This is a genomic window from Tepidanaerobacter sp. GT38 (genome assembly GCF_021991635.1).
Lineage (GTDB): Bacteria > Bacillota > Thermosediminibacteria > Thermosediminibacterales > Tepidanaerobacteraceae > DTU063.
This window is the reverse complement of the sequence record NZ_JAFFJA010000093.1, coordinates 1-12,996: the sequence shown is the minus strand read 5'-3', so window position 1 is coordinate 12,996 and position 12,996 is coordinate 1. Positions and strand designations below refer to the sequence as shown.

The 12,996-nt window shown below is 38.3% G+C and carries 10 protein-coding genes; all 10 read left to right on the top strand.

Annotation, left to right across the window (positions count from 1 at the left end; all coding sequences use genetic code 11):
* Positions 1-346: 346 nt before the first annotated feature.
* The 10 genes from JT739_RS11110 to mtnA all read left to right on the top strand — a co-directional run bounded on the left by JT739_RS11110 (position 347) and on the right by mtnA (position 12,979).
* Positions 347-1,060: a FadR/GntR family transcriptional regulator gene (locus tag JT739_RS11110; RefSeq protein ID WP_237661193.1), complete on the top strand. Its 714-nt coding sequence runs from the start codon at positions 347-349 to the stop codon at positions 1,058-1,060.
* A 197-nt stretch (positions 1,061-1,257) separates the two neighbouring features.
* On the top strand, positions 1,258-2,856 hold the full coding sequence (locus tag JT739_RS11105; protein WP_237661192.1) for an L-lactate permease: 1,599 nt from the start codon (positions 1,258-1,260) through the stop codon (positions 2,854-2,856).
* A gap of 126 nt (positions 2,857-2,982) precedes the next feature.
* Positions 2,983-3,780: an electron transfer flavoprotein subunit beta/FixA family protein gene (locus JT739_RS11100; protein WP_237661191.1), complete on the top strand. Its 798-nt coding sequence runs from the start codon at positions 2,983-2,985 to the stop codon at positions 3,778-3,780.
* Positions 3,781-3,805: 25 nt separating this feature from the next.
* Positions 3,806-4,819 carry an electron transfer flavoprotein subunit alpha/FixB family protein gene (locus JT739_RS12970; RefSeq protein WP_237661190.1) on the top strand — a complete coding sequence of 338 codons (1,014 nt, stop codon included), beginning with the start codon at positions 3,806-3,808 and terminating at the stop codon, positions 4,817-4,819.
* Positions 4,812-6,224: an FAD-binding oxidoreductase gene (locus JT739_RS11090; RefSeq protein WP_237661189.1), complete on the top strand. Its 1,413-nt coding sequence runs from the start codon at positions 4,812-4,814 to the stop codon at positions 6,222-6,224. Before JT739_RS12970 ends, JT739_RS11090 begins: the two co-directional genes overlap by 8 nt.
* 17 nt (positions 6,225-6,241) lie before the next feature.
* Entirely contained in the window at positions 6,242-7,522 is a 1,281-nt protein-coding gene (gene larA, locus JT739_RS11085; RefSeq protein WP_237661188.1) for a nickel-dependent lactate racemase, read from the top strand.
* A 205-nt stretch (positions 7,523-7,727) separates the two neighbouring features.
* Positions 7,728-9,455: a sensor histidine kinase gene (locus JT739_RS11080; RefSeq protein ID WP_237661187.1), complete on the top strand. Its 1,728-nt coding sequence runs from the start codon at positions 7,728-7,730 to the stop codon at positions 9,453-9,455.
* Positions 9,445-10,209: a LytTR family DNA-binding domain-containing protein gene (locus JT739_RS11075; protein ID WP_237661186.1), complete on the top strand. Its 765-nt coding sequence runs from the start codon at positions 9,445-9,447 to the stop codon at positions 10,207-10,209. The genes JT739_RS11080 and JT739_RS11075 overlap by 11 nt, the downstream gene beginning before the upstream one ends.
* Before the next feature lie 134 nt (positions 10,210-10,343).
* The gene (locus tag JT739_RS11070; protein ID WP_237661185.1) at positions 10,344-11,774 is read left to right on the top strand and encodes a carbon starvation protein A; all 1,431 of its coding nucleotides are present in this window, start codon (positions 10,344-10,346) and stop codon (positions 11,772-11,774) included.
* Positions 11,775-11,938: 164 nt separating this feature from the next.
* Complete coding sequence (gene mtnA / locus JT739_RS11065) at positions 11,939-12,979, top strand: S-methyl-5-thioribose-1-phosphate isomerase (protein WP_237661184.1); 1,041 nt, start codon at positions 11,939-11,941, stop codon at positions 12,977-12,979.
* The last annotated feature ends 17 nt before the right edge of the window (positions 12,980-12,996 follow it).

The window sequence follows — 12,996 nt, the reverse complement described above, 5'->3', positions numbered from 1 at the left end:
ACGGGTGGTCATGATTGAATATAAGATTAATGCGATAATTTCTATCCATAATTATTTTATAATAGAAAGAAGTGGGTAAAATGTCGACGGCAGCAATATAATGTCAAATGTCTGTAAAAAAAGGCAAATATTAAACGAGTTTAAAGCAGGAATTATAAAAGAATATATAGAATATTTTATGATGTTAAATTTAGTCGCATTTTGGACTTGAATTGTTTATGTGGAGAGAGATGTAATCGCACTATAGATATTAGTTATAAAATTTATTAAAAAAATATGTATTTTTAAAATATGAAATATTGCAAAAGGCAAACAATTTTGGTATTATCAAAGAAGGAGAATAAAAATGGACTTTAAGCCGGTTAAAACAGAGAGGATTTTTGAAAATATTATTCAACAGATAAAACATAACATTTATAATGGCAATTTTTCAAAGGGAAGCAAATTACCGTCTGAAAGAGAATTGTCAAACATATTAAATGTTAGCAGGGCATCAATAAGAGAGGCATTTTCTGCCCTTGAAATATTAGGAATTTTGGAAACAAACCCAGGTGGAGGTACATACATTGTAAATAATGTATCAAAAACTACTATTGAAATTATGTCATTAGCTTTAGCACTTGAAAACGACGAGACCGAATTTATTGAGCTTAGAAAAATACTTGAAAGTGAAAGTGCATATATTGCAGCTGAAAAACAGGATGCCGAATCAATAGCTGAAATGAAAAAGTATTTTGAAATGATGAGTGTAGAGCTTGATGAGGAGAAAAATACCTGTGCAGACAAAAATTTTCACAGAGCCTTATGTAAAGCAACGAAAAATAAACTTCTTTGTGACATAGTTGAAGCATTATCGGTAGGAATAGATCATTATATAAAAAATGCGCGACAACAGCTCATGGGCAATCCGCGAAACTTGGAATTTCTCTATCAACAGCATAAAAATATTTTAAAGAGTATCGAAGATGGGAAGCCAGAGGATGCAAGAAGGAATGTTATAGAGCATATAGATTTTGTACAGGAAGAGCTTAAAAAGTTAAAAAATACGGAACAGTTTTAGGCATTAAATCATTTAATAACGAATATATTCTATCTTAGATATTTATATAGAAAGCATATGCTTTCTATATAAATATCTAAACTGGTCAGACCATCATATAATCAGATAAATAGGGAGGTGGATTGGTAATATGTATAATGAATGAAAAAAATATAATAAGTTGGTTCTCAAATTAACACAAAGTGGGGGGATGTTTTATGCCAGAAACAATTCAAGGGCCTTTTCCAAATCATCTGCTGCTTTCAGCGCTTATCGCGTTTGTGCCGTTGTTATGGCTTTTAATAGGTCTCGGTATATTAAAAATTAAGGCATACACCGCATCTCTGATATCGTTGACATTAGCGATTATGCTTAGTATTACAGCTTGGGGAATGCCTGCATATTTTGTATTCCAGTCTGTGGCAGAAGGAGTAATAACTGGGCTGTGGCCAATAGTGTGGGTCATTATCGCTGCTATTTACACATACAATGTGACGGTAGAAACCGGCAGCATGAATGTCATAAAAACAACTTTGGCTCAGATATCTCCTGACAGAAGGATACAAGCTTTGATTCTCGCATTTTCTTTTGGGGGATTTTTAGAGGCTGCAGCAGGATTTGGCACTGCTGTTGCAATACCGGCAAGCATACTGGCTGGCATCGGATTTGAACCTATCTTTGCTGCTGTCATATGCCTTATTGCAAATACAGTGCCTGTAGCATTTGGCGGCATAGGTATACCGATAATAACACTATCACAGGTTACCGGCATAAGTGAAAGCTTAGTAACAAAATATGCGGCATATCAACTTGTACCTTTTATAATTATTTTGCCAATAGTACTTGTTGTAATTATGACCAAGTCCTTTGAATATTTGAAAGATGTTTTGGGCATATGCTTAGTCAGCGGAATTTCCTTTGCGCTTCTTCAAACATTAGTTGCGGTCAATCTCGGACCTGAAGTTGCGGCAATTGCCGGTTCCTTAGCTTCTTTACTATCTATTGTGGTTTACGTAAAGGTAAGACCTGTAAAACAGTTTTGGTTTTTCCCTCATGAAAAAGGATATAGTGAAATAGCATCAACACCGGAAACTGAAAATAAAGAAGACAATGAAATTAACAGAAGAAAACAGTTTATTGCATGGACACCCTACATTGTATTATTTATTCTAATAATGGCTGTTAACCTTATTCCGTCCTTGGGGTTTTTAGGCAAAATAAGCACAAAAGTACAAATTTATACCGGCCCGGGTGGAAAACCATTCTCACTGCAGTGGGTAACGACGCCGGGCACAATAATGTTTATATCGGCAGTAGTTGGAGGATTAATTCAAGGAGATGGAGCAAAAGAGCTCATAGTAACTTTTCTCAAGACAATAAAGCAACTTGTACCGACGATTATTGTAGTTACATCGATAGTAGCTATGGCCAAAGTAATGGGATATAGCGGTATGATATCTGTTATAGCAGTAGCGCTGGCACATTTGACAGGCAAAGCATATCCATTCATATCGCCATTGATTGGAGCACTGGGGACTTTTATAACAGGAAGCGATACATCTTCGAATATTTTATTTGGCCCACTTCAAAGACAAACCGCTTTAGAGATAAATGTAAATCCTGCTTGGATTGCTGCTGCAAATGCCGTTGGGGCAACTGCGGGTAAAATGATATCGCCACAGAGCATAGCTGTTGCAGCGTCGGCAACCGGTCTGGTGGGAAAAGAGGGACTTATTCTCAATTCGACACTAATGTACTGTGCGCTGTACGCCATTTTGATAGGCATAGTAGTATTTGCGTTCGGATATATAATATGACCAATATAGATGCTAATAAATGCATTCACACACAATTTTAAAAATATTCTGTCTGAACTATACCCTGACTGGTCTGACCGATTTAATTGACAGATAAGATTTTTAAAGTATGAGAGGAGTGTAAGAATGAAAATTGTAGTACCAATTAAACAAGTACCTGAAACTAGCAATGTTAAGATGAATCCCGAGACGGGGACAATGGTGAGAGAGGGTGTTGAAAGCATAATAAATCCGCTTGATCTTTATGCAATAGAGACAGCGATTAGGCTGAAAGAGCAATTTGGCGGGAAAATAATCGCAATATCAATGGGACCGGGTAGCGCACTTGAAGCTATAAAAGAGGCTGTTGCAATGGGATGTGACGATGGGGTGCTTTTATCTGATGGAAAATTTGCAGGCTCTGATACCTGGGCCACATCGTATGTATTAGCAAATGGAATAAAAAAATTAGGAGAGTATGATATTGTGATTTGCGGTGAAAGGGCGACGGATGGCGATACAGCACAAGTTGGACCGGGTATTGCATCATTCTTAGATCTTCCATTGTCCACATTTACCAGTGAAATTTTATCAGTTAAAGATGGAAGAATCAAAGTTAAACGCCTAGTAGAGGGCGGATATGAGGAGATAGAGATGACATTGCCTGCGACGATGACGGTGGTAAAAGAAATAAGTGATCCCAGGCTTCCTACATTAAGAGGAAAACTCAAAGCAAAAAAAATCGAAATACCTGTATGGGGCCTGCAACATATAGCTGTAAAAGAGGAGAACGTGGGTCTTAAAGGGTCCCCCACTAGAGTTGTTAAGATTTTTACGCCAAAAGTTGCAAGACAAGGTGAAAAAATTGCTGTGAGAGATGAAGAAACGCTAAATGAAGCTGTTGACAAAATTATGGATTTCTTGATAAAGAAAGAATTCATATAAAAAAAGTTAAAAGAGGTGAACAAAAGTGGGAGAAGTTTGGACATTAGCAGAATATAGGTTCGGAAAATTAAGTTCAGTATCATTTGAGCTTTTAAACAGAGGTAAAAGCCTAGCGCAAAAATTAAACGCACCTCTGGCATCAATTATTTTAGGCTTTGCCATTAAAGATGAAGATATTAATGAGCTTATTGCAAGAGGTGCCGATAAAGTATATGTGGTGGATGATAAAAATCTAGAGAACTTTCTTGTAGAATCATACGCGAAAGTTTTAATAGAGCTTGTGAATGAATATAAGCCTGATATCTTGCTAGCTGCTGCCACAACCACAGGAAGAACGCTGATGCCCTATGTTGCCGTAAGGATAAGAACAGGCCTTACAGCGGATTGTACAGTGCTGGATGTTGAAGATGAAACCGGAAACCTGCTTCAGACAAGGCCGGCCATTGGTGGAAATATTTTAGCTACCATTAAGACACCAAATACGAGACCGCAAATGGCAACGGTGAGACCTCATTCAATGAAGCCTGCCTTACCAGAAAAAGGCCGCAGTGGTGAAGTTATCAGGAAAAAATATGATGATAGTACATTTAAAACCAAGTCGAAATATTTGAGATTTATAAAAGACGAATCACAGCAAGTTACAGTCCAGGACGCCAAAATAATAGTTGCAGGTGGTAAAGGTGTAGGCAAGGCAGAAAATTTTGCAATAATTGATAAGCTTGCAGAACTTCTCGGAGGTGCTGTTGGCGCATCACGTGATGTTGTTGATAGAGGTTGGAAGTCATATCCTCATCAAATTGGATTAAGTGGAAAGACCGTTTCACCGGCCTTATATATTGCAGCGGGCATTTCCGGAGCAGTCCAGCATATTGCGGGCATGCAGACATCAGAGAACATCATTGCTATAAATAAAGATCCGGATGCACAGATTTTTCATCTTGCGGACCTTGGAATCGTTGGAGACTTAAATGAAATATTGCCGATTTTGATAGATAGGATTTATGACTATAAGAAAAGGGAGGCTTCAGCAAATGTATAATAGTGTAACACCAGAAATTGTGGATGAGCTGATCGAAATTGTAGGCAGCAAAAATGTTATTTACGACAATAAAGAAGCTTTGGAGGCATATTCACACGATGAAGTGGCGGAGAAATCCTATGCACATATGCCTGAAGTTGTCGTAAAACCATCGACTGCAGAAGAAATCTCAAAGATAATGAAGCTTGCCAATAAATATCTTATTCCTGTTACGCCAAGAGGTGCAGGCAGTGGTCTATCAGGAGGTGCGGTTCCTGTAGAAGGTGGTATTGTCGTTTCGGTGGAAAAGATGAACAAGATTCTTGAAATAGATAAAAAAAATTTGATGGTAGTTGTGGAACCGGGTGTTGTCACTAATGAAATAAATAATCTAATCAAAGATGATGGTCTTTTTTACGCTGGATATCCGATGAGCGTTGAGACATGCTATATAGGTGGGAATGTAGCGGAAAACGCAGGTGGCGGAAGAGCTGTAAAATATGGTGTTACAGGAAGGTATATATATGGGCTTGATGTTGTGACTCCAACCGGGGAGATTTTGCATCTTGGTGGAAAACGTATGAAGGATGTTACAGGGTATGATCTTATCCATCTTATGGTGGGTTCTGAGGGAACACTTGGAATATTTACGAAGATATACATAAAATTAATGCCACTTCCTCAAGCGAAAGTTGATTTACTGGTGCTTTTCAAAGACATAGACACAGCGATTAAGATTGTACCTGATATAATGACCTTTGGAAGAATAATACCTACATCAATTGAATTCATGGATGACCTTTCATTTAAGACTTCTTGTAAATATCTCAATGAGAAGATACCTTTTGAAGAAGCAGGTGCCATGCTTCTTATTGAGCTTGATGGCAATAGCAAAGTAGAGCTTGAAGAACAGTATGAAGTGATAGGAAATCTTTGCATGGAAAATGGAGCGATTGAAGTGTACATAGCAGATAATGCCACTACGTCTGAAAGAATATGGAAGATTAGGAGAAATATTGCAGAAGCTTGGAAACAGTATAGTCCAGACCAGAGCCTTGAAGATGTAGTGGTGCCAATATCGGAAATACCAAAATTCATGGAAAAAGTCAGAAAGATATCTGAAAAATATGATGTACCGATACCTTGTTATGGTCATGCCGGAGATGGTAATATTCATGCAACTCCTGTAAAGAATCCGAAATTTACAATGGAAGAATGGCTTGATATTCTGCATAACAAACTTTTGCCGGATCTTTACAGAGAAGTAATTAACTTAGGTGGGACTATAAGCGGTGAACATGGAATAGGACATAAGAGAAGAGAGTATATGTCTATGGCCATTGAACCGGCACAATTGGAGGTAATGAGAGCAATAAAAAGAGCTCTTGATCCAAACAATGTCTTAAACCCCGGTAAATTAGTATAGTGTTTGGAGATGATATCATGGCAAAAATAAAGATACCTTTTGGGAAAAGACAAATATACTGTGAACTTGATGATGATAGAATACTGGGAGAATTTAGGTCTAAGGTTCAAGATTACAGCACATACTTAAAAGAAGAGGAAATAGTTAAAAGAGCATTGGAAAATCCCATAGGAACCAAAAAACTACAAGACCTCGCTGAGGGAAAGAAAAACATCGTAATAGTAACAAGTGATCACACAAGACCTGTACCCAGCGAAATTACTTTGCCGCTGCTGCTTGAGGAGATAAGAAAGAAGAACGGTAATGCAAATATAACCATATTAATTGCAACAGGCTTTCACAGAGAAACAACATTGGATGAAATGAAAGCAAAATTTGGGGATAATCTGGTTGAAAATGAACAATTTGTAGTTCATGATTCCAGAAATGATGAAGATATGAAATTGATAGGCACATTACCATCCGGTGGTAAATTAGAACTGAATAAATTAGCATTGGAAGCCGATTTGTTAGTTGCGGAAGGTTTTATCGAACCTCACTTTTTTGCAGGGTTTTCCGGTGGAAGAAAAAGTATCTTACCCGGAATAGCCAGTGCTCAATGTATTTTAGCAAACCATTGCTCTGAATTTATCAACAGTCAATATGCCAGGACAGGTGTTATAGAAAATAATCCAATACATAAGGATATGCTCTATGCAGCAGAAAAAGCTAATCTCGCTTTTATTTTAAATGTTGTCATAGATTCGGAACACAAAATAATAAATGCATTTGCAGGTCACAGGGAAATTGCCCATAATGAAGGATGCAAATATGTAAGTTCCCTTGCAACAGTAGATGTAAAACCTGCAGATATTGTAATAACGTCAAATGGTGGCTACCCCCTTGATCAAAATATCTATCAGGCGGTAAAAGGGATGACTGCCGGTGAAGCTGCGTGTAAAGATGGTGGCGTCATAATCATTGTTGCAGAATGTGCTGATGGACATGGTGGAGAAGGATTTTACAATTGGTTTAAAGCGTCAGAAAACCCTCAAGATATAATGAATAAAATTCTTTCTAGGGGCCGGGATGAAACGCTGCCGGACCAATGGGAAGCACAGATATTGGCAAGAATTCTAATAAATCATAAAGTCATAATGGTCACGGACAGTAAAAACTATGGATATGTAAAAGACATGTTTATGACACCTGCAAAAAATTTAGATGAGGCGTTGAAGCTTGCAGAAAGCATTGTTGGAAGTAATTCAATTATTAATGTGATACCTGATGGAGTTTCAGTAATTGTGAGAAACATATAGATTGCGTTGTAATATTTGGTATCGATTGACCGGAATTTATATTCTAATAGTTGCAAACAGATTAACGAGTTTAATTTATCAGGGAGTCCGATCGGATTCCCTACTTTATTGGCATGAAAAACTTAAATTGTTCATTTATTGAACATAATCAAAACAAATGATAAAATTAACATAAGGAATACGCTTTCAAAGCGGAGGCATTAATATGATAATCATTCATATTCTTGCAAGTCTTGCCAACCGGCTTGGAGTATTTGTTATTATAGCCTTTTTGCTATCTCAAACTGCTGCATTTAAAAAACTCATTTTAAAGAAAGAAATATCTTTAGGTGAAAAAATAATACTTTCCATTATTTTTGGATCTTTTGGGATTTTAGGTACATATATGGGTATTCCAATCTATGGAGCTTTAGCTAATTCCAGAGCCGTAGGTGTAATTATAGGGGGCCTCTTGGGAGGGCCTTTTGTGGGTATACTATCCGGATTCATAGCCGCAATTCATCGATGGGGTATTGACATAGGCGGTTTTACTGCTGTAGCGTGTTCTGTATCTACATTTACGGAAGCGACTTTGGCGGGGTTGATACACAGAAAGTTTGAAAACGGCAAAATCCATTGGTGGTTCGGTTTTGCCGTGGGGACCTGTATGGAGCTTTTGCAGATGGTAATTATTCTCACTTTAGCAAAACCGTTTTCAGCAGCTTGGGAATTGGTAAAAGTTATCTGGTTTCCTATGACTTTTGTAAATTCCTGTGGTATTGCCATTTTTATTTTAATTATAGACAATATTTTTAAGGAACAGGAACGGGTAGGGGCTTTGCAAGCACAACTTGCCCTTGACATTACTACCGAAACCCTTCCGTATTTGCGAAAGGGCCTCAATGAATTATCTGCATATAAGGCTGCAAAGATAATTTTCGATAAGACAGATTACGATGCTGTTGCCATTACAGATACCGAAAAAATATTGGCTCATGTGGGTAAGGGAGAGGACCACCATCAAACAGGTTTTAATCTCATGACAAGAACCACAAAAAACGCCATCGATTCTAAAAAATATAAAGTGGCCACATCTAAGGAAGAAATCGACTGCGCAGAACCGTCCTGCCCACTGGCGTCAGCGGTGGTAGCACCTCTGCTTGAATGCGACAAAGTTATCGGCTGTTTGAAGTTATACAGGATAAGGCCAAACAGCATCACCAGCATCGATATTAAACTTGCTCAAGGTATTGCCCATATGTTTTCTACTCAGCTTGAACTGGCAAAGGTGGAAAATCAGGCAAAACTTTTAGCGAGTGCTGAAAGAAGAGCCCTTCAGGCTCAGATAAATCCTCACTTTTTGTTTAATGCGCTAAACACTATAATATCTGTGTCCAGAAAGGACTCCGATGAAGCCCGGCGGTTACTGGTTGATTTGAGCCAATTTTTTAGAAATAATCTTTCAGTCGGTATGGAATTGGTGCCACTAGAACAGGAAATAGAACATGTTAAAGCATATTTGTCAATTGAACAAGCAAGATTTGGCGAAAGGCTTAAAACTGAGTTTAGTATAAGCTCGCCTGATGCCCTTTCTGTAAAGGTGCCGCCTTTAATACTTCAGCCCTTGGTTGAGAACGCCGTAAAGCACGGCATTATGCCAAAACCTGAAGGCGGAAAAGTGACCGTAAAAATAGAAGAATTCAGCCAGGGTGTAGTGGTCAGCGTCAAAGACAACGGGGTTGGAATGACTGAAGAAATATTTAAGAATATAAAAGACAATAAGGTTTCTAAGGATAAAATCGGCCTTAGAAATGTTAACGGCCGCCTGGAAAGTTATTTTGGCAAAGAAAGCTGCCTTAGGATATTATCCAATTACGGAACTGGAACTTTGGTAAAGTTCTTTATTCCATATGACCAGTTGCCTATGACGGGAAGTGAAGGCCATGGAGCTTAGGACAATTATAGTGGATGACGAAATGCCTGCCAGAGAGGAGCTCCGTTTCCTAATTTCGTCTTATCCCCAGATAAAACTGGTGGGAGAGGCTTCTTCAGGCAAAGAAGCAATAAGGCTGGCAGAGAGCTTATCACCTGATGTTATTTTTTTGGATATAAAAATGTGGGATTTAAACGGCTTTGAAACAGCAAAGGGAATTTTTGAAAAGGGAATAAACCCGTTTATCATTTTTGCTACTGCTTATGATGAATACGCTGTTAAGGCCTTTGAGATAAATGCAGTTGATTATATTTTAAAGCCTGTTACAAAAAAAAGATTGGATAAGACGATTTGTCGTGTTTTGGATTTGTTTAAAAGCAATGAAAATCATGTTGAGATACAGAAACTCATGGATTATATAGAAACAATAGGAAAATCCCAGAGCATAAAAATTCCAATTTGGAAAAACAACAGGATTTGCCTGTTAAACCCTTCGGACATTAGCTATTTTGAGGCTGCCGAAAAAGGTAGCAAGGTGATGGCAAGTCAGGGGATTTTTGAAACCAATTACTGCCTTTCGGAACTGGAAGACAAACTCAAAGACTTAAATTTTTTCAGGACTCATAAGAGCTTTCTAGTTAATTTGGATAAAGTAATGGAAATCATACCATGGTTTAATGGAACGTATATCCTTTTGTTAAAACACTATGAAAAAAATGAAGTGCCTGTAAGCCGTCGTTGTGCAAAAAAGTTAAGAGAGCGTTTGGAGTTTTAAACCAGATGGACCTCAAATTTTGCCGATGAGGTCTTTTTTTATGCCTTTAAGCGAAAAATCGATGAAATTTTATCAATATCTTCATACAATTAAGACAGAACTTATTTTTATTGCAAAAAGGAGGACTTGTTGCCATGGTTTCATTTATTGGATCTATTATTTTACTGTTATTGGGTTATTTTATTTATGGCAGTTTTGTTGAGCGGGTTTTTGGCATTGATCCTGAGAGGAAGACGCCCGCTTATGCACTGCAAGATGGGGTGGACTATGTTCCCCTCAGTCAAACAAAAAGTGCCCTTATACAATTGCTGAATATTGCCGGTCTCGGGCCGATATATGGAGCCATACAAGGAGCAATGTGGGGACCAGCAGCTTTCTTATGGATAGTATTTGGGGGAATATTTGCAGGAGCTGTCCATGATTATTTGAGCGGAATGATTTCACTTAGAAACGATGGCACAAATGTACCGGTGCTGGTATCCAAGTATTTAGGAGAAAAGGCAAGGCTGGTAGTGAATATTTTCACACTTCTACTTTTGGTATTAGTCGGTGTGGTCTTTGTCACAGGTCCCGCAGGCCTTCTGGCCATGCTCACACCTGGTATATCCAAACAAGCATGGGTATTAATAATTTTTGCTTATTACTTTCTTGCAACACTTTTGCCCATCGATAAGATCATAGGAAGAGTATATCCGATCTTTGGTGCCATTCTCCTGATCATGGCTGCAGGTATTGGTGGCGCACTTTTTATGCAAGGCTATAAAGTACCTGAAATAACTTTCCAGAATTTGCATCCCGGTGGAGCACCGCTATGGCCACTGCTCTTTATAACTATCGCCTGCGGAGCAATAAGCGGATTTCACTCCACACAATCTCCTATAATCTCAAGATGTTTAAAGAATGAAAAAGAAGGGAAATTTGTCTTCTATGGCATGATGATTGCAGAATCGCTAATAGCTTTGATCTGGGCTGCGGCAGCCATGAGCTTTTACGGTGGAATTCCAGGTTTAGGTGAAGCCCTTTCGAATCCGGCAGGCCCTTCCGGAGTTGTGAAAGAAGTGGCCATGACAATGCTGGGCACCATAGGTGGGGTTTTGGCTATTTTAGGTGTTGTGGTCCTTCCGATAACTTCAGGTGATACGGCTTTCAGAGCTGCCAGATATACAATAGCCGAATGGTTTAAAATAGAGCAGAAATCTCTTACTGACCGATATAAAATATGTATACCCCTTTTTGTGGTTGGTATAATACTTTCCCAGATAGATTTTAATATCTTATGGAGATACTTTGCATGGGCAAATCAGACATTGGCCATGATGGTACTGTGGATGGGAGCCGCCTACCTTGTCAGACACAATAAAAACTATTGGATTGCAGTTGTCCCGGCAACTTTTATGACGGCAGTTAGTGTCACGTATATTTTGCAGGCCCAGGAAGGCTTTAAACTGCCCATTACTATTTCCTATCCAGCAGGCATAATAGCAGCAATAATTGCATTTATTTATTTCAACTTTCACATACAAAAAATCAAAAATCAGCCAAGTGCCAATATAACACCAAACTAAGGCATTTTAATTAAAGCAGGCTGAAAAATCAGAGCTGTTGCGTGGTAAACACAATGATACCACTCAACAGCTCTTTTTTGTATACTTATTCTATGGAAGCAGGAAAAAACATGAGAATCATGGTAAAATTATTTTGAAGGATTAATTCTAGGAGGTTGTTTGATTTGCCATCGATTAATACTATAGAATTCAAGAATGAAAGACTTTACTTAATTGATCAGCGAAAATTGCCTGAAGAACTTTCAATATTTGAATGTCAAAACTATAAAGATGTAGTATTTGCCATAAAGGAAATGATAGTCCGTGGAGCACCGGCCATTGGTGTGACTGGAGCTTACGGCTTAGTGCTTGCTGCCAAGGAATTTATAAATTTATCAAAGGAAGAGTTCTTCAGAAAAATAAAGGAAAGTGCTCAAATTATTGGAAATTCAAGGCCTACAGCGGTAAATTTAATGTGGGCAGTCAAGCGCATGGAAGATATTATAGAGAAAAACAAGAGCAAATCCAATGAAGAAGTTTATGAAGCTTTACTGGCTGAGGCCAATATAATTGAGAAAGAAGATTTAGAAACCAACAAATCTATAGCACGATTTGGCAATGAAATTGTGCCTAAAAACGCTACAATACTAACTCACTGCAATACCGGTACGCTGGCTACTGTAGGGTACGGAACTGCATTGGGAATCATAAGGGAAGCCCATTATTCCGGAAAAAACATAAAAGTAATTGCCGATGAGACAAGGCCCAGGCTTCAAGGGGCCAAACTCACAGCATGGGAATTGATGCAGGAAAAAATTCCCGTAACGCTTATACCTGACAGCGTAGCTCCTGTATTGATACGGGACGGTAAAATCGATGTAATAATTGTTGGAGCTGACCGCATTGCTTCAAACGGTGATACGGCAAATAAAATAGGCACATACATGCTCTCTCAGATTGCTAAAGATTTCAACGTGCCTTTTTATGTTGCAGCACCTCTCTCAACTATAGATTTTGATATAAAATGTGGGGAACAAATAGTGATTGAAGAAAGGGATGCTGAGGAAGTTACACACATAAATGGTGTAAGAATTGCCCCTGAAGGGGTAAAAGTGTACAATCCCGCTTTTGATGTTACTCCTCATGAGAACATCACGGGGATAATAACTGAAAAAGGCATTATAAAGCCGCCATATGTGAAAAACATATCTAGATTACTTAAATAAGTCCTGCGGTAAAATGT